Here is a 26,505-nt window from a genome sequence, read left to right as displayed (position 1 = left end):
AGTATTAGCCCCTGATCATAAGGACGATGACCCGGTCGCGCGTGTCACGCGGGGTTCGGCATGTCCTTTATTCTTGCGGCACATAGGTGCGCGGGCGGTGCGACGCGTCGAAGGGGGAGTCGTGAGTTATCCGCAATATCCCGGGGGATACAACCCATATCCGGCGTATTCGGCCGGAGTTCCCGCGCCGAGCGGGGCAACCGCGGTGACTGCCGGGGTGCTGGCGTGCGTCGGCAGTATCGGCCAATTGCTCGGTGGCGGAATCAGTTTGGCGTTCGGGTTCATCGGCTGGCAACTGCAGGATTACGACACATCCGGGCTGTTTTCACAGGACTGGTTTCAGACCTGGGCCATCGTGTCCGGCGTGCTGTCGCTGGTGATCGCGGTCGTGCTCGGCGTCGGCGCGGTCGCGATGTTCAGCAGGAAATCGTTCGGCCGGCTGCTCGTCGTCGTCGGCTGTGTCACGGTGGTCGTCGCGGAGATCGTCGGGTTCGCGCTCGTCAGTTCCATCGATGGTTCCTCGGACGGGCTCGGCGTGATCAGCGGCAGTGCGGGCAGCTTGATCGGGTTGATCTTCCCCGTCGCCACCGCGATACTCGCCCTGCTTCCGCCCACCTCCCGCTGGTTGGCACACAGTCCCGCCGCCGCCATCCCCCAGCAGTACGGATACCCCTACCCCGGCCCGCCCTGGCAGCAGGCGGCACCAACGGGTATCTCCGATCAGACCTGGCACCAGCCACCCGCACCACAAGCCGCCTGGGACTCGCCCGCCCAACCTCCTGCGCACTCCGCGTCCGCGGATCCCACCGATCAGGTCACTACACCCTCGCCCCAACCCGTTCGGGGTGTGCCCGCGCAATCTGGTGGCGCGGTGCCGGACGAGAAGGTCGCTGAGGAGCCTTCAGCACCACAGGTTGGCTGGAATCTGTCCGCCCAGCCCCCGGCGCCGAGCGGACAGGGCGGGTGGGTGCCTGCTGCGCCACCGGCCAGCGGGAGCGGACCCGCACAATCCGGTGCCATGCCACAGCGTGGCCAGGCCGAATCGTCGCCGCCAGAGCCGCAAGCTGCTCGGGGCGCACCCACCCGAACCCCGAGTGGTGCGGCTGCGGGGCCACGGCCAGAGCCACAAGCTGCTTCGAGCGCGCCCGCCGAGACGCCCAGCGGTCAGGAGGCGCGTCCGCAACCCGCGCCCGACGACGAGACGGTCCGGCAGCCACCATCTTCCGAGCCGCAGAAAGCTGAGGACGACGGCGTTCGGCGTCCGCCACCTTCGTAACCGCTCGGGCGTCGAGCGATAGGTTCCTGTGCGCAGCACGACACGCCCGCCACTTCCAGATGGTTGTCCGGCAGGATGGAATAGGTGACCCTCCTGCACCTGCCCAAGCCGAAGATGGTGGCCACCGATGTCGACGGCACCCTCATCGACCACGACGAGCGGGTCACCGCGCGCACCAAGGCCGCGGTCGACGCGCTGATCGGTGACGGCGTGCCGTTCGTGCTCGCCACCGGACGCCCGCCGCGCTGGATAGACCCGGTCGTCGACGGGCTCGGCTACGCGCCGCTGTGCGTGTGCGGCAACGGGGCGGTCATCTACGACAGCGCGACCGATCGGGTGCTGGCCAGCATGACGTTGGACGTGGACACCCTGTCCTGGATCGCCGACCTGGCCGAGGAGGCGCTGCCGGGGTGCGGGCTCGCGGCCGAGCGGGTCGGGGAGAGCGCGCACGACGCGGTCACCCCGCAGTTCGTGAGCTCGCCGCTGTACGAGCACGCCTGGCTGAATCCGGACGACACCACGGTGGCCCGCAACGAGGTCGTCGACGCACCCGCGATCAAGATGCTGATCCGACTACCCGGCGCCCGCAGCTCCGACATGCGCACCGTGCTGGCGCCGCTGATCGGCGAGCGCGCCGACATCACCTACTCGACCGAGCACGGACTGATCGAACTGTCCGCACCCGGTGTCACCAAGGCCTCCGGCCTGTCGATCGTCGCGCAGCGCCTCGGCGTCGAGGCCGCGAACATCGTCGCGTTCGGCGACATGCCCAACGACGTGCCGATGCTCACCATGGCCGGCCACGGTGTCGCGATGGCGAATGCGCACGCCGAAGCCAAAGAGGCGGCGGACGAGGTCGCCGAATCCAACTCCGACGACGGCGTTGCCCGCGTGCTCGAACGCTGGTGGATCTGAGCGGGTAACCCTGGCGCGCGACTGCCGCACGCGCCCAGGCGATTCCGGCGTGCCCCTCGCTGCCCGGCTATGGGTCCAGCGACTGGGCGAAGCAACTCGGATGCCAGAGCCGATGACATCGGTCGAGAGTCGGGGATACGCCGGGTTGCACTTGATCACTTGTCGTGAACTAACTCGGAGCCCGCTGCCGTGGCAGCGAGCTCCGAGAGGTGGTCCTGGATCAGCCCGCTGGTTCGGGAGCGGGGTGCGGCAGGAAGTCCTCGGGTGCCGGGAACTGGAGGGTGCCGGGTTCCGGAGTTGCGAACTCGGCGGGCGCGGGGCCCTCGGCCGGGGCCGAGTCCTGGCTCGGGGCCGGGACAATGGCGGGCGCGGGAACCGCAGCGGGAGCCGGCGATTCGGCCGGAGCCGGTGCCGCCGGTGCCGGCCGACTCGCTTCCTGTTGATACATGTCGTTGTAGGTCTTCCACACCGTGGTGACGATCCCGGTCGCCTGGTTGAGGATCAGCGAGCCGTACTGGAAATCCGAACGCAGTCCGTCCGGCACCTGGTACGCGTCGCTCTGCGGGAGGCCGAGCACGCCCGCGTCTCCGCCGAGCTGTAGGAAGCGATCGAGGATCGCGCCGAGCACCTCGATCACCTTGCCGTCCGGCGCGGTGTAGACGTAACCGTTGGCGAACTTGGCGTACTGCTGGCCCTGCGCGGCGGGCAGCGGTTCGGTCTGCGCGGCGCCGAGTGGTCCACTCGGACCGCCCTTGTCGGCCCAGTGCTTGGCGATCGCGTTGTCGTTCACCATGCTGAGCAGCTTCTTGGTGAGCGCGGCCAGCGTGGCGAGGTCGGGCTTGCCGCGCGGTGCGGCCTGCGGGGTCGTGCTGTTCGCGGTGCCGTCGGTGCCAGTGCTGTTGTTCGCGCCACTGTTCGCCAGGCTCGCACCGCCCGCGACACTCGCGGCGATTTCGCGAATTCGATCCATCATGTCGTAAGCGGCGTCACCCGGGCAGGAGGTGTTGCCGACGTCGCGGTGCGCGAACACGATCGGCAGCTTCACCGCCTGACCGAAGGCGTACGAGGTGAATTCGGTGCCCTCGGAATACATCGTGGTGTAGCCGACCGGGTCGAGGCCCGCGATCTTGGCGCGCCAGCCGATGAAGTCGCCCATCGCTTCGATGGACTCTTCGCTGGGCTCTTCGGAGGTGTAGTTGCCCATCAGCGCGACACCCGCGGTGTTCTCGTTGAAACCGCCCGCGTGCGCACCCTGCACCGCGCGGTTGAGCCCACCGGCGCGACCCTCGAAGATCTGGCCGTACTTGTCGACCAGTGCGTTGTAGCCGATGTCGCACCAGCCCAGCGTCTGCGCGTGATAGGTGTAGATCGCGCGGACGATGCCCGCGGATTCTTCCTTGCTGTAGTCGTTGCGGCCGGCGGTGTGGTGCACGGTGATGCCACCGAGACCGTCCTTGCCGGGGCCGTCGTCGTAGGTGGGTTCTTCACAACGGATGCTTTCGTCTGCACCCCACCCCTCGCGGGTGATCACCTTGGGTCCACCGCCGCCGGGCACGGGTGCCGCGACCTTGTGCAGCGCGCTGTCGATGGCGCCGCGACCCGGATCGATGAGAACGGCGGTCAGGTCGACACCCGCCAGCTGCGCGGGATCGTCTGTGCGCGGTGCCGGTGGGTTCGCGGGGTCCGGTGCGGCGGCGTCGTCCACTGCCGCCGCGGCGGGCTTGCGGGTGACCAGCATCTGCACCGCGTTGGTGGTGCCGACGTAGATCGGTTCGGTGCCGGTCTTGCCGCCCGGTGCGGTGCGATCGGTGCGGCGGGTGTCCACCGGTTCGGTGTCGAGCCAGGGGCCCCAGGTGCCGTCGGTCTGGCGCGCGCGCAGCAGCGCCTTGGTGTTCGTCAGGTTGGCGGCGGTGAGTGCGACCACGCTGAAAGGTGTTTCCCGGGACAGTTCCTTGACCTGAGCGCCGACCTGGTCGGCCCATTCAGCTGGGACGGCGCCGGGTGCGAGCGCGGGCGTGTCGGGGGTGGTGCCCGGTTCCAGGTGGGTGGGATCCGCGATGAAACGGGCGCCGGGAGTGTATGTCGGCTCCTGTGCGGGTTGCCCGGAATTAGGGGTCTGACCTGGGGCTTGGTTCTGAATTGGTGCTGCGGCCTGGCCTGGGATGGAGTTCTGACTCGGCGCGATGGCCTGACCCGGTGCTGTGGCCTGGCCCGGTGCTGTGGCCTGGCCTGGTGCGACTGCCTGGCTTGGAATGGGGTTCTGACCAGGCGCGGCAGCCTGGCCCGGCACGACATTCTGAGCCGGCGCAGTGGCTTGCCCTGGGATGGGGTTCTGGGGCGGCGCAGTGGCTTGGCCTGGTGCGACGCTCTGGCTCGGCGCTATCGCCTGACCCGGGAAGGGGTTCTGCGCCGGTGCGGTCGCCTGGCCTGGCACGGCGTTCTGACTCGGTGCGACTGCCTGCCCGGGGACGGCGTTCTGATTCGGCGCTGTCGCCTGACCTGGAGCGGAGTGCTGATCAGGCCCGGTGGCCTGGCCTGGAATGGCGTTTCGATTCGGCGCGGTGGCCTGGCCGGGAATTGGTGCCTGCCCTGGTGTGGCGGCTTGTCCCGGGAATGGCGTCTGGCCTGGTGCGATGCCCTGCCCGGGAGTGGCGTTCAGTCCAGGTGTGGAGTTCTGACCTGGCGCGCTCTGCTGGCCGGGAGTGGCCGGGTGTGGACCATTCAGCTTCGGTAGCGGAATTTCTTTGGGTAGTTGTACGCCGGGCGGCAGCGGTAGCCCTTCCGGAATGGGAATGGACGCTGGTAGCGGCAGCATTCGTAGATCGGACAGGCGTAAATCCGGTAGGTCCAATCCGGTGAGTTCGCGCAGCGGAAGCACGATGTCGGGCGCCGAATTCAGCACGACCTCGGCCAGCTGCGCCGGTACGGCGGCGAGCTCGGTATCGGTGGCCGAGCGATAGTCGGGCGAGTCGCTCATCGTGAGCGCCGCGAGCGGGGCCGCTACCGCAAGCGTGGTGATAACCGGGAGGACGTAGGAACGTTTCGGTTTGCGGTAGGGCACGAGCGTCTCCATTCAGGTCGAACCAGTGATCGTCTGCAAAACCAGGGTTGCTTCCTGATGTATCAACGACCACAATAGTCACAACTGTCACATATCTAAACCTCTTGTTGAGGATTATGTGATTGCTCGAATGTAGCTCTCGGAATGCGGCCGGGACGGAACGACATGCCGACAGGTATCCAATCCGCCCGGCCCCGGAATACCGTGGGAGTGAACGGATGCGACGCAACACAGCACCGGAACGAAAGAGCACGGGGGGAGCACGAATGCGGGTGAAATCTGCGCGCAGAGAAAAGCGAGCGGTGCGCCGGGGGCAGCGCAGACGCGGACCCGATCGACCTGCGCTAGCCGCGCGTCCGGTGCTGGTCACGGGCACTGCGGCGCTGGCGGTAGGCACGGTGCTCATGCTGTGGGCCTGGCCGGGGGAGACCCCTTATCGGACGGTGGCGGGACCGGGCCACGGGCGCGGCATGAGCCAGCACGGCGCGTTCGCGAACGCGCAGGAGGGGTGGACCGCCGAAGCCATCCTCGGTCACTACTACCCGGGCGCCACTCTCGGCACCGTTCCGGCAAACACCGTCGGCATCCGGCTGACCGCTCAGGACGACTCCACCCTCGACACCTACGCGGCCGCCGGTTTGCGCGTCGCCGGTCGAGTGGTTCAGGCCGGGCAGGCCGCGCATCTGACCCCGCTGCCGAACGGCGGAGCGAACGTGGTGGTGACGGTCGGGTGCGAGGGGGAGGTGCTGTGGCAGGCGGGGACCAACGATCCGTGGGTCTATCCGCTCGACCCTGGCCCGAATCGACCTGCCGCCGAACACCTCACGCTCTGTGGGGGCACCGGGTATCGCGGTGCGCTCGGGGTGGCGCTGGAGAACGGTGCGGCGCGCACCGTCAACCGCGTCGACGTGGAGGACTACCTGCTCGGCGTCCTGCCGGCCGAGGTGCAGGCGAACTGGGCGGACCAGGGCGCGGCCGAGGCCTTGCGCGCCCAGGCGATCGCCGCTCGCTCGTATGTCCTTGCCGAGCACCGTTATTCATACGCGCAGAGCTGCGACAGCACTGACTGTCAGGTGTATCCCGGTACGGTCAAAGAAGATCCGCGCACAGCCGCCGCCGTGGCGGCCAGCGCCGGCACCGTGCTGCTGCGGGACGGGCGGATCCTGCGATCGGAGTACTCCTCCGCGCCCGACGGGGGCGAACCCGCCGACATCTACACCTTCGAAGTCGGACCCGCGCTGAGCGATCTCGTCCCCGATGCACCGCGGATTCCGGTGGACCCACGCACCCGAGCGGCGGTCGCCGAATCGCCGATCGACATCGAGTACCGGCGGATCGGCGGTGCGAACAACGCAGTCGGCCAGCCACTGGGCCCGGAGATGGCACTGCCGGAAAACGCCGGAACCTACCGCATGTTCACCAACGGCGTCATCATCTCAACCCCTACCCTCGGTGCCCAGGTCGTCGACTTCACCACGCTCCTCCAGTTGGTCCCCGACCCGGCCACACCCGCCCCGGGCGTGCCGTCCGCCCGCGAGTCCGGCGTGGGCACACCGCCTGTGGATAAATCCGCACCGGCCGGTTCGAGCACGCCGCCTGTGCATGAATCCGCACCCGCCGACACGGGTGTACCACCTGCACCTGGCGATTTGAGCGGGCCTCCTGTGGGTGAGCCCGTGCCTGCGGGTGTGGCGCCTGTGGATGAATCTGCACCCGTGGGATCGAGCGTGCCGCCTGTGCATGAATCCGCACCTGTCGGTGTGGGTGAGTCCGCACCGGTCGATCTGAACGCACCCCCCGTGCGCGAACCCGGATCCACAGGTGTGCCGCCTGTGGATGAATCCGTGCCCACCGATGTGAGTGCGCCGTCGGGGCGTGCGCCCGTTGTGCCCAACGGAAGTGCGCCGCCCGCAGGGAAATCCGGGGTATCCGGCATAAGTTCAACGGCTGCAAAGGAATTCGCGCCGTCCTGGACGAATTCGCCAGCTGCGCTATCTGGGGCGAGCGCGCCTCTCGGGAACGGGCCCGTGCTGTCCGGTACCAGCGTGCCGTCGCGGTACGAATCGGTGGCGTCGAACGCGAACACGCCGCGGCAGCGAGAATCCGCGCCGTCCGGTACCGGCGGGTCACGGCGGTACGAATCGGAGCCGTCGAACGCGAGCGCGCTGTGGATGCGTGAATCCGCGCCGTCCGGTGCGCATATCGCTCCCGTGCAGGATTCTGAGCCGTCAGGAGTGAGTGCGCCATCGGCATACGAGCCCGCACCGTCCGATGTCGTCGTGGCACCTTTGTACGAGTCGGCGCCGTCGAACGCGAGCGTCCCGCCCGCGTTCGAGTCCGCGCCTTCGAGTTCCAGTGTGCCGCCCGTGTCGGCGCCGTCCGCTGGCACCTTGCCACCCGCGGCATCAGCGTCACCGGGGCGCACGCTCGCGCCGACCACTGCGGCTACTCCGACGCCACGTCCGACGCCCGGGATCCGTATCCCGACAGGTAGTGCGCTCAGCGGTCGGCTTGCCGCCGCATCCACGGAAGCCGTTGTGACGGAGCGGTGATGGGTTGTGGGCAATGACGACTGCACGGTGGTGTCGGTCTAGGCGGACACTTCTCGTTGCGTCGCAACGCTAGAAGCCCGGCAGGGGTCGAAAGTGTCCACCCAGGCCGGGCTTTCGGTATAGCGATGTCAGTCCGGCGCACCATCACCGAGTGATTCGGCGAGCGTTCGCAACAACCCGGCGAGCTGCTCGCGCGAGTCCAGGTCCAGCGACGCGAGTAGCCGCTGCTCGTTCTCCATATGTTTCGGCAGCACATCGTCGATCACCTTGCGACCTTCCGGGGTGAGCCTGACTCGGATCACCCTGCGGTCTTCCGGGCAGGGCTGACGCTCGATCCAGCCCTTGGCCACCAGGCGGTCGATCCGGTTGGTGATCGCACCCGAGGTCACCATGGCCACCTTGATCAGCGCACCCGCGGTGAGGCCGGTTTCGCTGCCGGAGCGGCGCAGCGTGGCGAGCACGTCGAACTCCCAGAACTCCATGCCGAAGTCGCTGAAGAACCGCTTGAGGTCCTGCTCGAACAGACGGGACAACCGTTGGATGCGGCCGATCACCGCCATCGGCGAGACGTCGACATCCGGCCGCTCCCGATTCCAGTGCTGGGTGAACAGATCCACCGCGTCCATACCCGCTCCTCTCTACTTTAAGAATCTTAACATTGATCTACTTGACGTTGAGGCACCCAACGGGGTAAATATTTCAACGTTGAGAATATCAATGAGGAGCGAACGACATGACCACAAGCATCACCCCGCGCACCGGAAACTCGTACGCGGGCACCCTGGCGGTCACCGCCCTCACCCCTATCGTCTGGGGCTCCACCTACGCCATCACCACCGAATTCCTGCCGCCGGACCGCCCGCTGTTCACGGCGCTGATGCGGGCACTGCCCGCCGGTCTCGCGCTGCTCGCCATCACCAGGGTGCTGCCGCGTGGCAACTGGATCGGGCGCGCCGCCGTGCTCGGCCTGCTCAATATCGGCGCGTTCTTTCCGCTGCTGTTCCTCGCCGCGTACCGGCTGCCGGGCGGCGTGGCGGGGGTGCTCGGTGCGGTCGCCCCGATGTTCGCGCTCGGCCTGGCCACCGTCGTGCTCGCCGAAAAGCCCAACGGGCGCAAGGTGATTGCCGGTCTCATCGGCGTCTTCGGAGTCGCGCTCGTGGTGCTGCGAGCCAATGCACAACTCGATACCGTCGGCGTCGTCGCCGGACTGGCCGGTGCCGCGTCCATGGCGGCGGGCACCGTGCTCACGCAGCGTTGGGGACGCCCCGAAGGCGTCGGCCCGCTCGCGATGACCGGCTGGCAGCTCACCGCCGGTGGACTGTTCATCCTGCCGCTCGCCTTCCTCATCGAGGGCGCACCGCCGGCGCTCGACAGCCGCGCCATCGGTGGCTACCTGTACATCGGCATCATCGGAACCGCGGCGGCCTACTGGCTCTGGCTGCGCGGCATCTCCAAGGTCCCCGCGACCTCGGTGGCCTTCCTCGGCTTGCTCAGCCCGGTGTCCGCCGCCGTAATCGGCTGGATCGCGCTCGGGCAAGCGCTGAGCCCGCTGCAGATGGCAGGTCTGGTCATCGCGCTGGGTGGCACCGTGCTCGGCCAGATGGCAGGCAGGCCGAAGGTGGTGCCGGTCAACGTTGTCGCGCCGACCGCGCCGGTCACCCTTGCCGCGCCGACCGGACTGGCCAACACTGCGGCCCCGACCGCACCGGTCACCTATGCCGTCCCGACCGCACCGGTCACCATTGCCGTCCCGACCGCTCCGATCGCCACTTCGGCGCCTGCCCAGCCGGTGCTAACGACCGTCCGCTGAGCTGCGGATAAAGGGGTTGACCTTGACGTAACGTCAACTTGCATGCTGGTTACACCGACGAGATGAGAAGGGAGAACGAGGTCGTGCGCACCGAATGGTCCATCCAGGATCTGGCCAAGGCGGCCGGTACCACCAGCCGCACGCTGCGCCACTACGGCCAGCTGGGGCTGTTGCCGCCGAGCCGGATCGGCACCAACGGATATCGCTACTACGACCAGGGCTCCCTGGTGCGGTTGCAACGCATCCTGCTGCTGCGGGAACTCGGCCTCGGCCTGCCGGTCATCGCCGAAGTCCTCGCCGGTGAACAGGACTCCGGTACCGCACTGCGCACACACCTGGAACTGCTTCGGCAGGAACAGGAACGGATCCGGCGCCAGATCGAGTCGGTGCAAACCACGCTGCACAAGACGGAGAGAGGTGAACCACTCATGGCCGCAGAGGTTTTCGACGGCTTCGACCACACTCAGTACAAGGACGAGGTGATCGAACGCTGGGGTAAGGACGCCTACGAGAGCGGTGATCGCTGGTGGCGCTCGATGAGCGAAGCCGAGCAGAAGCAGTTCCAGCAGACCCAGGCCGACATCGCCGCCGATTTCGGCCGGGCCCACGCCGCCGGGCTTGCCCCGGACAGCGCGGAGGTGCAGGCCATCACGGCCCGCCATTTCCGCTGGGTCGGCATCGGCTGGCAGGGTCGCCCGGTAGCCAAGGAGGCCTTCATCGGGCTCGGCGAGATGTACGTCGCTGACCCGCGTTTCACCGCGAACTACGACGTACACGGCGCAGGCACCGCGGAGCTGATCCGCGACGCCATGCGGGTCTACGCCGAGACACACCTGTAGATCGCGCCCAACAGACGGCCGGTACGCATACTGGATGCGTGCCGGCCGTCGGCGGAGAAAGGGCATCGATGACATACGCCAGTGAGCGTCCTGCGGCGCCGAGTGGAGCCGTCGCGACCACCGCAGTCGTGCTGGCGCTGTGCGCCGGGCTGCTCAACCTGTGGGGCGCCGGAACCGTGCTCAACGCCTTGCGCGGCGAATCCCACATCGATACCTCCCTGGCCGTCTTCTCGATCCTGGGTGCCCTGCTCGCCTCCATCGCCCTCGGCTACGGCGCCGTCCTGCTGCTGCGCCGTGACGAAACTGGCCGCTACCTCTTGATCCTCACCTCGGGCCTGCTGACCGCAGTCGCCCTTGTCGCCCTGGCCTGCGCACTGGTCGACTACCAGCCCGACTACGGCATCGATTGGCTGCCGGCAGAAAGCCATTCGCTCGAAGCCGTCAACGGCCTCTTCAACGGCCTGGTCGGCTCGGTCACCGCCTTGGTCCACCGCGAATGGCCGGCCACCCTGACCGCCGCCGTGCTGCCCTTCGCAGTGTTCCTCACTGCCTCCTCGGGCTACACCACTCGCTGGATCGCCTACACCCCACCACGTTTCCGCGCCGAATCTCCTTACAGCCAAGCGCCTTTGGAGCCATCCGATATTTAGTTCGCCGGACTCGATGTCATCCGATACCCCTCATCGGCTCGATCGACCGCTCGTCACGCGGTAAGGTTCGACCGTACCTAGAGGGGGGTTCGATGGCTGATCCATATGGCCGACCAGGCAATTCGACGTCTACGCACCAAGGGCTGACCGGAGTGATCACCATCCTGTCGGCCTGGCTCGGCGCGGCGGCGGTCGGTATGGCCTCGCTCGCCGGCTTTCAGCATTTTCAGGTGGTGGACCGGATTACCGAGCCGAAGATCACCGACGACAAATACGAGGCCTGGAAACTCGCGTCGCAATTTCATTCCGTGCTGCAAGTTCTGCTGATCGTCTCGGTGCTGATGGCGGGCCTCCTTGCCCTCGGCAACCTACTGTCCATGCTCGGCAGGCCGGCCGGCCGGCCGATGGAGATCATCGGTGCCGCTTGGCTGGTCGTCGGCGGCTTGATCAGCGTGACGTACGGCGGGGACTACGGCTTGTCCGATTCCTTCATCCTGGCCGCCATGATCATCATCGGGGCCGCCTTGGCGTTGATCTCCTTGGTGCTGACAGTGACCACCGCGCCGATCGGATCCGCCACCTCGCAAGCACCGGCCCACTATGTCCAACACGCGCCCGCGCCGATGCCCTACCAACCCCCACACCCCTGACCGGCTGTCCATCCGCACTTCGGCCGGGCGAACCGTCCAGTGGACAGCACCCCCTTTCCACTAGCCCCACCCCTTGGCAAACTTCCGGCGAAATTCGGATGGCTCGGACACGAAACCCGCCGCGAACAACCTGCCGTTCTGTGCGCCACACGACTCCACCCAGACCCCGCGCGGACTTCCGATACTCTGGGCTCCCGTGACCGTCGCATCGTCCCCGGGTAACTCCGCCAACTCCACCTCACAGTTCGATCTGATCGTCGTCGGCTCCGGATTCTTCGGGCTGACCGTCGCCGAACGCGCCGCTACCGAGCTCGGCAAACGCGTGCTGGTGATCGATCGTCGCTACCACCTCGGCGGCAACGCCTACTCGGAGCCGGATCCGGATACCGGGATCGAGATCCACAAGTACGGCGCGCACCTGTTCCACACCTCGAACAAGCGCGTCTGGGATTACGTCACCAAGTTCACCGAGTTCACCGGGTACCAGCACCGGGTCTTCGCGATGCACAAGGGGCAGGCCTACCAGTTCCCGATGGGTCTCGGCCTGATCTCCCAGTTCTTCGGCCGCTACTTCACGCCGGAAGAGGCGCGCACGCTCATCGCCGAGCAGGCCGCGGAGGTCCAGACCAAGGACGCGCAGAACCTCGAGGAGAAGGCGATCTCGCTGATCGGCCGCCCGCTGTACGAGGCGTTCGTCCGCGACTACACCGCCAAGCAGTGGCAGACCGACCCGAAGGAACTGCCCGCAGGCAATATCACCCGCCTGCCGGTGCGCTACACCTTCGACAACCGCTACTTCAACGACACCTACGAGGGCCTGCCCAAAGAGGGCTACACGAAGTGGCTGGAGAACATGGCCGCCTCCGAGCTCATCGAGGTCAGGGTGAACACCGACTGGTTCGAGGTGCGTGACGAACTGCGCGCGGCGAACCCGGACGCCCCGGTCGTCTACACCGGCCCGCTGGACCGCTACTTCGACTACCAAGAGGGCGAACTCGGCTGGCGCACCATCGATTTCGAGACCGAAGTGCTCGAGACCGGCGACTACCAGGGCACCTCGGTGATGAACTACAACGACGCGGACGTGCCCTTCACCCGCATCATCGAGCCGCGTCACTTCCACCCGGAGCGCGACTACCCGAAGGACAAGACGGTGATCATGCGCGAGTTCTCTCGCTTCGCGCAGACCGGGGACGAGCCGTACTACCCGATCAACACGCCGGAGGACCGGGCCAAGCTGGCCGCGTACCGCGCGCTCGCCAAGAAGGAAACCGCGACGGAGAAGGTTCTTTTCGGCGGCCGCCTCGGCACCTACCAGTACCTCGATATGCATATGGCCATCGGCAGTGCGCTCAGTATGTTCGACAATGTGCTGCGACCGCACTTGGAGACCGGTGCGCCGCTCGCTGACGAAAGTGCAGAATGACCTCCCAAGCCCTTGCGGAAGACATGACCACCCAGACTCGCGCGAAATCGCTGCTCCAGCGGATCATCCTGCCCCGGCCGGGTGAGCCGCTCGACGTACGCACCCTCTACGTCGAGGAATCCAAGACCAACGCCAAGCGCGCACACGCCGCCACCCGCACCTCGCTGTCGGTGGGCGCGGAGTCCGAGGTGTCGTTCTGCACCTACTTCAACGCGCTGCCCGCGAGCTACTGGCGCCGCTGGAGCATCCTCGACTCGGTGGTGCTGCGCCTGGAACTGGCCGGTCACGGCCGGGTGGACGTCTACCGGTCGAAGGCGGACGGTTCGCGAATCCACGTGCAGGGCAAGGAGTTCGCGGTCGCGCCGGGTACCGAGTCGGTGCACGTCGAGTTCGAGACCGACCTCGGCCCGTTCGAGGACGGCGGCTGGATCTGGTTCGACATCACCACCGACACGGCGGTCACGCTGCTGTCCGGCGGGTGGTACGCGCCGGTGGACGCGCCCGACGAGGGCACCATCGCGGTCGGCATGCCGACGTTCAACCGGCCCACCGATCTGGTGAAAACCCTTGCTGCCCTTGGCTCGGACCCGCTGGTGCTGGCGAAGATCACCGCGGTGATCGTGGCCGACCAGGGCAACCGCAAGGTGGTCGACGAGCCCGGTTTCGCCGAGGCCGCCGCGCCCCTCGGCGATCGGCTGTCCATTCACAACCAGCCCAACCTCGGCGGCTCCGGCGGTTACAGCCGGGTGATGTACGAGGCGCTCAAGACCACCGACGCCCAGTACATCGTCTACATGGACGACGACATCGAGATCGAGCCCGACTCGATCCTGCGCGCGCTGGCCTTCGCCCGGTTCGCCAAGTCGCCCATGCTGGTCGGCGGGCAGATGCTCAACCTGCAGGAGCGCTCACACCTGCACAGCATGGGTGAGGTCGTCGACCGCGGCATCTTCATGTGGACCTCGGCGCCGAACGTCGAGTACGACCACGACTTCGCCAAGTACCCGCTCAAGGACCGCGACAACTCCAAGCTGCTGCACCGGCGCATCGACGTCGACTTCAACGGCTGGTGGACCTGCGTGATCCCGCGCCGGGTCGCCGAGGAGATCGGTCAGCCGCTGCCGCTGTTCCTGAAGTGGGACGACGTCGAGTACGGCCTGCGCGCCCGGGTGCACGGCTACTCCACCGTCACCCTGCCCGGTGCCGCGGTCTGGCACATGGCGTGGAGCGACAAGGACGACGCCATCGACTGGCAGGCGTACTTCCACCTGCGCAACCGGCTGGTCGTGGCCTCGCTGCACATGCCGGGCAACGGCCGCGGCATGGTGGTGAACACGGTCAAGGCGACCCTGAAACACCTGCTCTGCCTGGAGTATTCGACGGTCGCCATCCAGAACCTGGCCATCCGCGACTTCCTGGCCGGCCCGGAGCGGCTGTTCCAGCTGCTGCCGAGCGCGCTCGGCGCGGTGCACGCGCTGCGCAAGCAGTACCCGGACGCGGTCATCCTGCCCTCGTCCACCGAACTGCCGCTGGCCAGCCACATCGAGGTCGGCGCGGTCGGCGAGCCGGCCAACCCGATCGCCAAGGTGGTCCGCCTGGCCAAGGGCCTCGTGCACAACCTGCGCCCGGCGCACACCCAGCATCACGAGATCCCGCAGCTGAATGTCCCCACGCTGGACGCCCGGTGGTTCTTGCTGTCGCAGGTCGACGGCGTTACCGTCACCACCGCCGACGGCCGCGGCGTGGTCTACCGCAAGCGCGACCCGCGCCAAGCCCTCGGCCTCTTCAAAGAAGCCATGCGCCTGCGCAAGGAACTGGCCGCGCGCTTCCCGGAGATGCAGCAGCGCTACCGCGCCGCCCACCCGCAGCTGACCAGCACCGCGGCCTGGGAAAATGCCTTCGGCATCGGTGCTGAGACGAAGGGGGAGTCGTGAGTCTCGCGGACAACACCGCAGTGGATAAGCCGCTGCAGAGCACGAACGGCCATGGCGGCCCGGTATCCGCGTTGCCGTCCACCGAGCAGGCAGCAACCGAGGTGTGGATCCTCAACGCGGTGCAGGCCAAGATCGGTACGCCCGACGTGGTCAAGGTCGCTCGCGGTATGTCGCACTTCGGTGAGCACGCGCTCGGCTGGGTCGGCATCGCCGCGGCGGGATGGCTGGTCGACAAGCCGCGGCGCAGGCAGTGGGCCGGCGTCGCGGTGGGTGCGGTCGGCGCGCACGCCGCCTCGATCGTCATCAAGCGGGTCGTCCGGCGGCCGCGCCCGAACGATCCCTCGGTGCAGGTCAACGTGTCGACGCCGAGCAAGCTGAGCTTCCCGTCCTCGCACGCCACCTCGACCACCGCGGCGGCGGTGTTGCTCGGCAGATTGACCGGGCTACCCTTGCCTGCGGTGCTCGTCCCACCGATGCTGCTCTCCCGGGTCGTGCTCGGGGTGCACTATCCCTCCGATGTGCTCGCTGGTTCGGCGCTCGGTGCCGCGTCCGCCGCCGTTGTGCTTGCCGCCGAAAAGAGACTCGATGACCGCCACAGAAAGAGCTTTGGTAGTTGATATGAGTGAAGAGCCAACCGGAACCGACCTAGCCGAAGCGGTCGTCAAGGGTCCGCCGAAGACATTGGCCGGTGGGCTGTTCAAGGCTGTCCGGCCGCGGCAGTGGGTCAAGAACGTCCTGGTGCTCGCGGCCCCGCTGGCCGCGGGCACGGCCAACGAACTCGACGTGCTCCAGCCGATCGCCATCGCCTTCGTGGTGTTCTGCATGGCCGCCTCGGGCATCTACCTGATCAACGACGCGCTCGACGTGGACGCCGACCGGGCGCACCCGACCAAGCGGTACCGGCCGATCGCCGCGGGCGTCGTCCCGATCAAGCTGGCGTATGTGCTCGCGGTGCTGCTGCTGGCCGCTTCGATCGCCGGATCGTTCCTCGCCTCCTGGCATCTGGCCGTGGTGATGGCGGTTTACATCGGCATCCAGCTGGCGTACTGCCTCGGCCTCAAGCACCAGGCGGTGCTGGACATCTGCATTGTGTCCTCGGGCTTCCTGCTGCGTGCCGTGGCCGGTGGCGCGGCCGCGGATATCGTGCTGTCGCAGTGGTTCCTGCTGATCATGGCGTTCGGCTCGCTGTTCATGGCGGCGGGTAAGCGCTACGCCGAGTTGCAGATCGCGCTGGGCACCGGCGCCAAGATCCGCAAGTCGCTGGAGTACTACACGCCGACCTATCTGCGGTTCATCTGGACCCTCGCGGCCACGGCCGTCGTGGTGTTCTACGGTCTGTGGGCGTTCCAGCAGGACAGTCTGAAAGACACCAACTGGTTCTCTATTTCTATGATTCCGTTTACCATCGCAATCCTGCGTTACGCGGTCGACGTCGATGGCGGCGAGGCCGGTGAACCCGAAGAGATCGCACTGGGGGATCGCGTCCTCCAGTTCCTCGCAATCGCCTGGATCGGAGCGGTAGGTGTCGCTGTCTATCTCACCTGACGAGATGTTGGTAGCGGGAGTGGAGCAAACGGAATACGCGAACGAGGGGCCGGCTGTGCAGCCGGCCCGCTCGGCGTCGCGGTACACCCTCCTATCCCGCGCCACGTTCGTCGGTGGGATCGCGTTCACCGTCGTCCTTTTCGCCGTCGGCGGCTGGCAGCGCCGCTGGATCGCCGACGACGGCCTGATCGTGCTGCGCACCGTGCGTAACCTGCTGGCAGGCAACGGGCCCGTCTTCAACGCGGGTGAGCGCGTCGAGACCAACACCAGTACCGCGTGGACGTACATCGTCTGGTTCTTCAGCTGGCTGACCCAGGCGCGACTCGAGTACGTGGTGCTCGGCATCGCGTTCACGTTGTCGCTGGCCGCGGTGGTGTTCGCGATGCTCGGCGCGAGCAGGCTGTGGGGCGGACCGAAGTCGGCGCTGCTGCTGCCCGCCGGGATGCTGGTCTACATCGCCATCCCGCCGGCCCGGGACTACGTCACCTCAGGGCTGGAGAGCAGCCTGGTGATCTGCTGGCTCGGCCTGCTGTGGTGGCAGCTGATCCGCTGGAGTCAGGCGGAACGGGTGCGACTGCCCGGCCTGTTCGGGCTGGTGTTCCTCGCGGGCTTGGCCCCGCTGATCCGCCCGGAGATGACGCTGGTCGGCGGGCTCGCGCTGCTGATGATCGTCATCGCGCCGATGCCGCAGGCGCGGCTGCGCCCGATCGTGTTGCGCGGCTTGATCGTTGTCGTCGCGGGTCTGGTGCCGATGGGCTATCAGATCTGGCGGATGGGCTACTACGGCCTGCCTTACCCGAACACCGCGGTGGCCAAGGACGCGGGCGGCGCGAAGTGGGGCCAGGGCTTCACCTACCTGTGGGATCTGGTCGGCCCGTACTACCTGTGGGTGCCGTTGCTGGTGCTGCTCGTCGCGGGTGTGGTCGCGGCGCGCGGCACGGCGCCGGTACCCGCGGCGGCGATCGGGCGCCATGCCGCACCCGAGGAGCAGTCCGGGTGGAACGCGCACCGGATCCGGGTGTGGCTGCGCTCGCCGGGCGCGGTCGTCACTCTGGTGCTGGTGAGCGGTTTCCTGCTCACGATCTACGCGCTGCGCGTCGGCGGCGACTTCATGCACGGCCGAATGCTGTTGGCGCAGTTGTTCTTGCTGCTGTTGCCGGTCGCCGTGGTGCCGATCCGGTTGCCCGCGGGCGGATTACGCTCGGCCACCGCCGCCGACTGGTCGTTCGCGGTGGTGTTGTTCGCGTTGCTCGGCACCGCGGGCTGGGCGCTGTTCGCCGCCAATACGACCGCGATCAAGACCGGCACCAAGATCTCCGCGTCCGGCATCGTCGACGAGCGGGTCTACTACGTCCTCAACACCGGCCACGATCATCCGATCCTGGCCGAGGACTACCTGGACTACCCGCGCATCCGGCCGATGGTCGACACCATCGCCGCGACCCCGAACGGCGGCCTGCTGCTGAACTCGCCGTCGTTCATGTTCTGGTACATGGCACCGCCGCCGCAGCCCATCCCGCCGGGCGGCGCCGGGCACACGGTCTACTTCCTCAACCTCGGCATGACCAGCATGAACGTCCCGCTGGACGTGCGCGTCATCGACCAGATGGGCCTGGCCTATCCGCTCGCCGCGCACACCGAGCGGCTCACCGACGGCCGGATCGGGCACGACAAGGCCCTGTACCCGGACTGGGTCGTGGTGGACACCGGCATGGTGGACAAGAAGCCGTGGATGCCCTGGTACATGGACGAGAAGTGGGTGACCCAGGCGCGCACCGCGATGGCGTGCCCGACCACCGAGGCGCTGCTGGTCTCCTACCGCGACCCGCTCACCTTCGAGCGGTTCCGGCACAACCTGCGCAATGCGCTGACCTTCGCCAAGTACCGGATCGATCGGGTGCCCAAGTACGAGATCGAACGCTGCGGCCTGGTCGATCCGTTCCCCAGGGCCCCCCAGCCGCCGCGCTAGCAACGTGCGCGACCGACCCACCGGGCCTGGACTTTCCGGGTTCCGGTGGGTTGGTGCTTTCACAGGGTCCGGCGCGTCGCATTGGTCGAGTCCACAAATCTGGTGTACACCCCTCTGTCTCGGTTCGATAACGCCAGAGTCACGATGACACGCTAGGCTGCGAAAGTACGCCCGTCATGGCGTCAACTAGGTGTTGGCATCGGCGGGTCATCGTTAGACAACGGCCGATGCTGTTGCACGAACGAGAGGTCGAAACTGATGCGAGGCGTGTTCGGGCGTCTGAATACTCGAAGAGCCGGATCGTGGCTGAAGCGTTCGGCGCTGCTGTCGATGGCGATTCTGCTACCGCTCGGGGTGTCGGTGGCAGGCCCGGCCGGTCCGGCGTCCGCGGCGTTCAACCCGGATGGCTTCGATTTCTGGGTCGACTCGGAGATGGGCCCGATCAAGAATCGGGTGTTCCGGGCCGCCGACGGCAACACCAGTCGCGTGGTCTACGCGCTGGACGGCATGCGCGCCCGGCCGGATCTGAGCGGCTGGGAAGTCGACACCGAGGTCGTCCGCGAGCTGACCAAATGGAACATGAACGTCGTGATGCCGGTGGGCGGACCGTCGAGCTTCTACGCCGACTGGAACGGGCCGAGCGATTTCTTCGGTCTCGGCAGCGCCGGATCCTCGTCCACCGGTTCGGCCAACTCCGGCTCGGGCCTGCTGTCGGGTTCGGCCGGCATGGGCAAGTCGAACACCTACAAGTGGGAGACCTTCCTCACCAAGCACCTGCGCTACGCGCTGCGTGACCGCCTCGGCTTCAGCCCGACCGGCAACGCCGTGTTCGGACTGTCCATGGGCGGCAGCGCCGCGCTCACCCTCGCCGCCTACCACCCGGACCAGTTCCGTTACGCCGGTTCGTACTCCGGCTACCTGAACATCTCGGCGCCGGGTATGCGCGAGGCGCTGCGGGTGGCCATGCTGGACGCGGGCGGCTTCAATATCGACGCGATGGCGCCGCCGTGGGGCCCGCAGTGGCTGCGGATGGATCCGTTCGTCTTCGCGCCGCGGCTCAAGGCCAACAACACCCGGCTGTGGATCTCGGCGGGCAGCGGCCTGCCGAGCGCTGCCGACGGGCTGAGCTTCAACACCGTCAATGCGATGGGGCTCGAGGCGCTGGCCCTGGCCAACACCCGCGCGTTCCAGGTTCGGATGATGACGCTGGGCGCCAGCAACGCCACCTACGACTTCCCGGCCGTCGGTGTGCACAACTGGACCTACTGGGCCGATGAGGTCTATCGGATGATCCCGGATATGTCCGCCAATATCGGGTGATTCTCGGGTAAGTCTGTTCGACAGGACCGCCCGGTGCCGAGTGCACCGGGCGGTCTTTTCGTGTGCCAGTCGTCCAAGTGCTGTTCGGTAACGAATGTGGAGAGGTAGTGGACGGTGAGTTGTGGCATGAGTCACTTTCCAGCAACATATAAGCTTCCGCTGCCGATTGATACACGAAGAACATGCACAGAGGTCGATTCGTCCCGTTTCGGTGGACAGCGGCACTCGGTGTCCGAAGAGGGGGCCGGTAAAGATCGCCAGCTGTTTGCCCCCCGGCCGCCCGAACGAAAGGTCGAGTTTGATGCGAATTGCCCGCTGGAAAGGTAGACCCGGTACCTCGGGAGCCACTGGTTCGTGGGTCAAGCGATCCGCTCTGGGGATCGCCGTGGCACTTCTGCTGCCCTTCGGTATCGCGGCAGCAGGCAGCGGAGCCACCGCATCGGCGGGCTTCGACCCCGCCGCGTTCGACTTCTGGGTCGACTCCGGCATGGGCCCGATCAAGTCGCGCGTGCTGCGCGCCAGGGACGGCAACACCAACCGCGTCGCCTACGTGCTCGACGGCATGCGGGCGCCGGAGAACCTCAACGGCTGGGAAATCGAGACCAACGTTCCCCAGGTGCTGGCGGACTGGAACATCAACGTCGTCATGCCGGTCGGCGGCATGTCCAGCTTCTACGCCGACTGGAACGCGCCGAGCGAGCTGCTCGGCATCCCGGCGGGCTCCGGCTCGTCCTCCGGCTCCGGCGCGCTCAACATCCTGGCCGCGGGGCCGGGCAAGAGCTACCGGTACCAGTGGGAGACCTTCCTGACCCGCGACCTGCGCAACGCGCTGCGCGACCGGCTCGGCTTCAGCGACACCCGCAACGGTGTGTTCGGCCTGTCCATGGGCGGCAGCGCGGCGCTCACCCTGGCCGCCTACCACCCGGACCAGTTCAGCTTCGCCGGTTCGTACTCCGGCTACCTGAACATCTCCGCGCCGGGCATGCGGGAGGCCATCCGGATCGCGATGCTGGACGCCGGCGGGTACAACGTCGACTCGATGGCGCCGCCGTGGGGCCCGCAGTGGCTGCGGATGGATCCGTTCGTCTTCGCGCCCAACCTGGTGCGCAACGGCACCCGCCTGTGGATCGCCGCGGCGAGCGGTTTACCGACGGCGACCGACGGACCGAGCTTCAACACCCTGAACGGCATGGGGCTGGAGGCACTCGCCTTGGCGAATACCCGTGCGTTCCAGGTGCGGATGGCGACGCTGGGCGGCGGCAACACCGTCTACTCCTATCCCGCCTTCGGTATTCACGCGTGGAACAACTGGACCGACGAGGCCTACCGGATGATTCCGGACATGTCCGCCAATATCGGCTGACGAATTCGTCGTAACCAGACCGCCCGGCGCTGTCCAGCGCCGGGCGGTCTGCTGCTTTCTACCGGAACGCATTCATTGGCTGGTTGATCGCTGGCGGCCGAATTTCGATCTTGTCATTGTCAGGACATGCGGGCTGCTCGCTGATAACGGCAAATCGCTGGTTTCCGTCACGATCCGGCATCGCCATGCGTTTCCCGGACGGGAAAACCCGAATAACTGCCTATAGAAGAGCTATAGGCCCGAGGACTTCGCCGTTGGAAGCCATCGACGCCGAGTGTCGATCTCCATGCACCACGGTTGCGGCCAACGACGACCGCACGGGCGAAAGGTGAAGTCGATGCGGTCGGATGAAGTACGCGGAACGGTTGCCAGTGGGCGCGAATCGATCGGTCGCCGCTGGTTCCGGCGCTCGGTCGCCGGTCTCGCCATTGCCATTACCCTGCCATTCGGCGGCGGCCTCGGCACTCCCGCGCAGGCCGCGTTCGACCCCGGCGGCTTCGACTTCTGGGTCGACTCCAGCATGGGCCCGATCAAGTCCAGGATCTTCCCCGCCGCGGACGGCAACACCGACCGTGTGGTCTACGCGCTGGACGGACTGCGCGCTCGCAACGACCTGAGCGGCTGGGAGATCGACACCGGCATCTCCCGCGTGCTGCCGCAGTGGAACATCAATGTGGTGATGCCGGTCGGCGGCCAGTCCAGCTTCTATTCGGATTGGATTGCGCCGAGTAATACCAACGGCCAACAGCAGGCCTATGCGTGGGAGACCTTTCTCACCGACAATCTGCGCTGGGCGCTGCACGACCGTCTCGGGTTCAACCCGCGTGGCAACGGCGTGTTCGGCCTGTCCATGGGTGGCAGCGCCGCGCTCGCGCTGGCCGCATACCATGCCGACCAGTTCCGTTATGCCGGTTCATATTCGGGCTACCTGAACATCTCCGCGCCGGCCATGAAGGAAGGCCTGCGGCTGGCCATGCTCGACGCGGGCGGCTACAACATCGACGCCATGTGGGGTCCGCCATGGGATCCGCGCTGGTTGCGCAACGATCCGTTCATGTTCGCGCCACTGTTGCGCGACAACGGAACTCGCCTGTGGATCGCCACCGGCAACGGCGTGAACGGACCACGCGATGTGATCAACGCCCCGATCGACGTCTACCACCTCGGCAATGCGATGGCGTTGGAGACGATCGCGCTGGCCAACACCCGTGCGTTCGAAGCGCGGATGAACAGTCTCGGTCCGAGCAATGCCGTGTTCGTGTACACCCCGGTGGGTGTGCACAGCTGGAACTACTGGCAGGACCAGGTTTTCCAGATGCTGCCAGATCTCAGCGCGAATTTGGGGTGAACTCAATTCGCCGCATTCCCAGGCACTCTCCGCTGTCCACGCCGGGTTCGGCGCCCACGCCCGCGCTGACACTTCCGGCCATCAGGTGAAAATTTGGTGCTCCGGCACGACAATCACCGGCCGAACGCGATAGGGTCACCGCACCATCACAGATTGCGTACGGGCGGATTTCGGCCACCTGGTTGCCTCGGCCTTGCTAAGGCCACCGGTGTCGAATATCGTCCAGCGAGCGCAAGTGTGACCAGATCGTAGTTTCGCAGTCGCATGCGCCGGAATGTCGGGGTCCGGTGTGCTGCGGCGTGCGTCTCGTTGGCAGCACTGGTGCGGTTGCGCCCCTCTCGGGGTCGCCGACGGCACCACAACAGGCAGAAAAGCAGAAAGAGAGCAGGATTCATGCGTTTCGGCAGGGCGGCCGCGCCGATGAGAAGTGAGTCGGGACGGCGAGGCGCACCTCGTGGTTGGCGTAATCGAATTCTGGCTGTCGGTGCCGCTGCATTGGCGCTACCGATCGCCGCGGGCGTGGCGGCCCCGATCGCCACCGCGGCACCGGTGCACGCACCGGTCTTGCGTGCTCCCGCAGGCGGATTCGAAGATCTGATGGTCCCGTCCAGCATGGGCCCGATCAAGGTTCAGGTGCAGTGGGCAGCACGCGGCGGCAACGCGGCGCTCTACCTGCTCGACGGACTCCGCGCGCGGGACGACCGCAACGCGTGGTCGTTCGAGACGAACGCGCTGCAGCAGTTCGCGAACGACAACATCACCCTGGTGATGCCGGTCGGCGGTCAGTCCAGCTTCTACACGGACTGGTACGCGCCGAGCAACACCAACGGCCAGAAGACCACCTACAAGTGGGAGACCTTCCTGACCAAGGAGCTCCCGGCCTTCCTCGAGGGCTACGGCGTCTCCCGCACCAACAACGCGGTGGCCGGTCTCTCCATGGGTGGCAGTGGCGCGCTCGCGCTCGCCGCCTACCACCGGGACCAGTTCAAGTTCGCCGCCTCGTACTCGGGCTACCTGAACATCTCCGCGCCGGGCATGCGCGAGGCGATCCGCGTCGCGATGCTGGACGCGGGCCGCTTCAACGTCGACTCGATGGCGGCGCCGTGGAGCCCGGCGTGGCTGCGGATGGACCCCTTCGTGTTCGCACCGCAGCTCAAGGGCCTGCCGATGTACATCTCGGCGGCCAGCGGCCTGCCGGGTCAGTTCGACGCGCCGAACTCGGCGGTCGGTGTGTTCAACACCAGCAACGCGATGGCGCTCGAGGCCCTCTCGCTGGTCAACACCCGCGCGTTCCAGGCTCGCCTGGCCTCGCTGGGTATCCCGGCCCGGTTCGACTTCCCGGCCCAGGGCACCCACTCCTGGAAGTACTGGGAGGGTCAGCTCTTCAACTCGCGCAACCAGATCCTGGACGCCACCGGCGCCTGGTGATCGCCTGATCAACCACTCGGGCCGTACCCCCTCAAGGGGGTACGGCCCGAGTTGCGTTTCGGCACAGATGGTTTGCCGGGCCGTTCGCTGCGGTATCTCTGTGCTCACACATCATTTGTCCCGGTAAGACCGCTTCGGCGCCGCACCTTCTCGCACGGAAGAGGCGGCGCCGGATGCGTTGTGCGAGCCCGCAAAACGAACACGGTGGTTTTCTTATAGTGCGTGTCCTCCCCGGAAGACGGCGCGTACGGGAGTAGAAAGCTCTTGTGGCAGGGATTCGGCGCGGCAGATGGGGGAGACGCGAGCGTCGTGGCGCGCGTCCGGCTCGCGGGCGGTTAGTGCTGCTCGCCACCGCCATGGTCATCCCGTTGGCCGCGGGCGTCGCACCGGCCGCCGCGCAACCCGCTCCCGCCCCGGCACCCGGCCCGGCGGCCGCGGAGGCAGGCGTGCCTGCGACCGTGCAGAAGGTGATCTGGCTGACCGACCGCCGGGTCGCCCTGTGGATCAACTCGCCGTCCATGGCCACCCCGATCCAGGTGCAGTTGCTGCTCGCCAAGGACTGGAACACCCGCCCCGACGTGCGCTTCCCGGTGCTCTACCTGCTCGACGGCCTGCGCGCCACCGACGAGGAGAGCGGCTGGACCAAGGACGCGGGCGCCGTCGATTTCTTCGCCGACAAGAACGTCACCGTGGTGCTGCCGATCGGCGGCCAGTCCAGCTTCTACTCCGACTGGATCCAGCCGGACAACGGCAAGAACTACAAGTGGGAAACCTTCCTGACCAAGGAGCTGCCGCCGCTGCTGGAAGCCGATTGGCGCGCGACCGATGTCCGTGGCATGGAGGGGCTTTCGATGGGCGGCACGGCGGCCATGTTCCTGGCCGCGCGCAACCCCGGTTTCGCCAAGTACGCCGCGTCGTACTCTGGCTTCCTCACCACCACCACGATCGGCATGCCGCAGGCCATCCAGTTCGCTATGCGCGACGCGGGCGGCTACGACGTCGGCGCCATGTGGGGCCCGCCGACCAGCCCGGAATGGGCCGCACACGACCCGTACACGCTGGCCGAGAAGCTCAAGGGCGTCACGCTGTACGTGTCCAGCGGCAGCGGCGCCTCCGGCCCGTTCGACCAGGCGTCCGGCATTCCCGGCGTCAGTACCAACTACGCGGGCATGGGGCTGGAGATCCTGTCGCGGCTCACCTCGCAGAACTTCGTCACCAAGCTCGGCAAGCTGGCGATCCCGGCGCAGGTGAACTACCGCCCGTCCGGCACGCACTCGTGGCCCTACTGGGACTTCGAGATGCGGCAGTCCTGGACGCAGGCCGCGGCCGCGCTCGGCGTCGATCCCGGGCAGACCGGCTGCACGGTCGGCGGCCAGATCGCCACCGTGGCCGCCGCGAACAACTGGCTGGGCGACTGCCTGTCCGCCGAGTATCCGGTGGCGGGTGGCGGTGTGGCCCAAGACTTCCGATCCGGCCGGGTCTACTTCACGCCGGGCAGCGGCGCGCACCCGGTCGGCGGCATGATCGGCGGCGGTTATCAGGCCACGCAGGGCGCCGCCGGTCCGCTCGGCCTGCCGACCGGTGACGAACGCGGACTGCCGGACGGCAAGGGCCGCATGCAGACCTTCCAGCACGGCTCGCTCTACTGGACCCCGCAGACCGGTGCCCAGGCCGTGCGCGGCGCAATCCTCGACGAATGGGGCAAGCAGGGTTACGAGAGCGGCCCGGCGGGCTACCCGATCGGACCCGAGGTGGCGACCCCGAGCCGGGACGGCGCCGTGCAGTCGTTCGAGAACGGCCCGTTCTACTACAGCGCCAAGACCGGTGTGCACCGGGTGCAGGGCATGATCCTGGGCAAATATGCCCAAATGGGTTACGAGAACAGCTGGCTCGGCTTCCCCGCCGCCGAGGAGCAGCCGCTGAAGGACCTCGGCCGGTACAGCCGTTTCGAGGGCGGCAATATCTACTGGAGCCCGCTCTCGGGTGCGTGGGCGGTGAAGAACGGTCCGCTCATGGAGGCCTGGCAGGTGCTCGGGTATGAGAACGGCAAGCTCGGCTATCCGATCAGCGACGAGTTCCCCGTCCCCGGCGGTGTGCAGCAGAACTTCCAAACCGGTTTCATCGTGCTGCGCGATGGCAAACCGGAGGTTCACGGGCTTTAAATCTGACCGGTCTGTTTGTTGTCCGGCTCCGATCTCTTAAGTCTTGCCGCTATGTTGGGTGGCGACCTCCCCCGTTTGCGAACAGATCGAGGACAGAATTCATGCAGAGGACCCGTGGCAAGGTATTCGGCGTTGTCGTGGCGATCGCGGCGACCGGCCTGCTCGCCGCCTGCGGTGGCAACGACTCGACCGCATCGAGCACGCCGACGCTGACCCGCACCACGGCGGCGACCCAGCCGCCCGCCTCGTCCACCAGC

General features: G+C 67.1%; 19 protein-coding genes. 17 read left to right on the top strand and 2 right to left on the bottom strand.

The features are described from left to right. Positions 1-121: 121 nt before the first annotated feature. Positions 122-1,276, top strand: a complete 1,155-nt coding sequence (locus NN4_RS28140) for a hypothetical protein (RefSeq protein ID WP_147137733.1) — start codon at positions 122-124, stop codon at positions 1,274-1,276. A 114-nt stretch (positions 1,277-1,390) separates the two neighbouring features. After that, positions 1,391-2,191, top strand: coding sequence for an HAD family hydrolase (locus NN4_RS28135; RefSeq protein ID WP_147137820.1), 801 nt, complete (start codon positions 1,391-1,393; stop codon positions 2,189-2,191). Positions 2,192-2,411: 220 nt separating this feature from the next. On the opposite strand, the gene NN4_RS28130 is transcribed toward NN4_RS28135, so the two are convergent. After that, the gene (locus NN4_RS28130) at positions 2,412-5,252 is read right to left on the bottom strand and encodes an N-acetylmuramoyl-L-alanine amidase (RefSeq protein WP_246181129.1); all 2,841 of its coding nucleotides are present in this window, start codon (positions 5,250-5,252) and stop codon (positions 2,412-2,414) included. 266 nt (positions 5,253-5,518) lie between these two features. Between NN4_RS28130 and NN4_RS46300 the strand changes: the two genes are divergently transcribed. Continuing rightward, on the top strand, positions 5,519-7,804 hold the full coding sequence (locus NN4_RS46300) for a SpoIID/LytB domain-containing protein (protein WP_246181128.1): 2,286 nt from the start codon (positions 5,519-5,521) through the stop codon (positions 7,802-7,804). A 128-nt stretch (positions 7,805-7,932) separates the two neighbouring features. Here NN4_RS46300 and NN4_RS28120 read toward each other — a convergent pair whose 3' ends face one another. Continuing rightward, a complete protein-coding gene (locus NN4_RS28120) occupies positions 7,933-8,430 on the bottom strand; it encodes a MarR family winged helix-turn-helix transcriptional regulator (RefSeq protein WP_147137730.1) in 498 nt (165 codons plus the stop codon). A gap of 107 nt (positions 8,431-8,537) precedes the next feature. Between NN4_RS28120 and NN4_RS28115 the strand changes: the two genes are divergently transcribed. The 14 genes from NN4_RS28115 (at position 8,538) to NN4_RS28050 (ending at position 26,248) form a co-directional block, all read left to right on the top strand. After that, positions 8,538-9,614: an EamA family transporter gene (locus NN4_RS28115; RefSeq protein ID WP_147137727.1), complete on the top strand. Its 1,077-nt coding sequence runs from the start codon at positions 8,538-8,540 to the stop codon at positions 9,612-9,614. A gap of 62 nt (positions 9,615-9,676) precedes the next feature. Further along, positions 9,677-10,453, top strand: a complete 777-nt coding sequence (locus tag NN4_RS28110) for a MerR family transcriptional regulator (protein WP_147137724.1) — start codon at positions 9,677-9,679, stop codon at positions 10,451-10,453. A gap of 68 nt (positions 10,454-10,521) precedes the next feature. After that, entirely contained in the window at positions 10,522-11,103 is a 582-nt protein-coding gene (locus tag NN4_RS28105) for a hypothetical protein (protein ID WP_147137721.1), read from the top strand. 92 nt (positions 11,104-11,195) lie between these two features. After that, entirely contained in the window at positions 11,196-11,753 is a 558-nt protein-coding gene (locus NN4_RS28100; RefSeq protein WP_147137718.1) for a hypothetical protein, read from the top strand. Between the two features lie 196 nt (positions 11,754-11,949). After that, complete coding sequence (glf, locus tag NN4_RS28095; RefSeq protein ID WP_147137715.1) at positions 11,950-13,179, top strand: UDP-galactopyranose mutase; 1,230 nt, start codon at positions 11,950-11,952, stop codon at positions 13,177-13,179. Further along, positions 13,176-15,113 (top strand): glycosyltransferase, encoded by a 1,938-nt coding sequence (locus NN4_RS28090; RefSeq protein ID WP_147137712.1) that lies wholly within the window; start codon positions 13,176-13,178, stop codon positions 15,111-15,113. Before glf ends, NN4_RS28090 begins: the two co-directional genes overlap by 4 nt. 71 nt (positions 15,114-15,184) lie before the next feature. Continuing rightward, positions 15,185-15,730 (top strand): phosphatase PAP2 family protein, encoded by a 546-nt coding sequence (locus tag NN4_RS28085; protein WP_147137814.1) that lies wholly within the window; start codon positions 15,185-15,187, stop codon positions 15,728-15,730. 1 nt (position 15,731) lies between these two features. After that, entirely contained in the window at positions 15,732-16,658 is a 927-nt protein-coding gene (locus NN4_RS28080; protein ID WP_135234264.1) for a decaprenyl-phosphate phosphoribosyltransferase, read from the top strand. A gap of 4 nt (positions 16,659-16,662) precedes the next feature. Beyond that, positions 16,663-18,627 (top strand): arabinofuranosyltransferase AftB family protein, encoded by a 1,965-nt coding sequence (locus NN4_RS28075; RefSeq protein ID WP_147137709.1) that lies wholly within the window; start codon positions 16,663-16,665, stop codon positions 18,625-18,627. 258 nt (positions 18,628-18,885) lie between these two features. After that, complete coding sequence (locus NN4_RS28070) at positions 18,886-19,947, top strand: alpha/beta hydrolase (protein ID WP_147137705.1); 1,062 nt, start codon at positions 18,886-18,888, stop codon at positions 19,945-19,947. A gap of 301 nt (positions 19,948-20,248) precedes the next feature. Continuing rightward, the gene (locus NN4_RS28065; protein WP_147137702.1) at positions 20,249-21,310 is read left to right on the top strand and encodes an alpha/beta hydrolase; all 1,062 of its coding nucleotides are present in this window, start codon (positions 20,249-20,251) and stop codon (positions 21,308-21,310) included. 337 nt (positions 21,311-21,647) lie between these two features. Further along, positions 21,648-22,658: an alpha/beta hydrolase gene (locus tag NN4_RS28060; RefSeq protein ID WP_147137700.1), complete on the top strand. Its 1,011-nt coding sequence runs from the start codon at positions 21,648-21,650 to the stop codon at positions 22,656-22,658. Positions 22,659-23,051: 393 nt separating this feature from the next. Continuing rightward, entirely contained in the window at positions 23,052-24,086 is a 1,035-nt protein-coding gene (locus NN4_RS28055) for an alpha/beta hydrolase (protein WP_371865722.1), read from the top strand. Positions 24,087-24,442: 356 nt separating this feature from the next. Further along, complete coding sequence (locus tag NN4_RS28050; protein ID WP_147137810.1) at positions 24,443-26,248, top strand: alpha/beta hydrolase-fold protein; 1,806 nt, start codon at positions 24,443-24,445, stop codon at positions 26,246-26,248. Positions 26,249-26,505 lie beyond the last annotated feature (257 nt).

This window comes from Nocardia ninae NBRC 108245, assembly GCF_007990755.1.
In the GTDB taxonomy this organism is placed as follows: Bacteria; Actinomycetota; Actinomycetes; order Mycobacteriales; family Mycobacteriaceae; genus Nocardia; species Nocardia ninae.
This window is presented reverse-complemented; position numbering and strand designations above follow the sequence as displayed.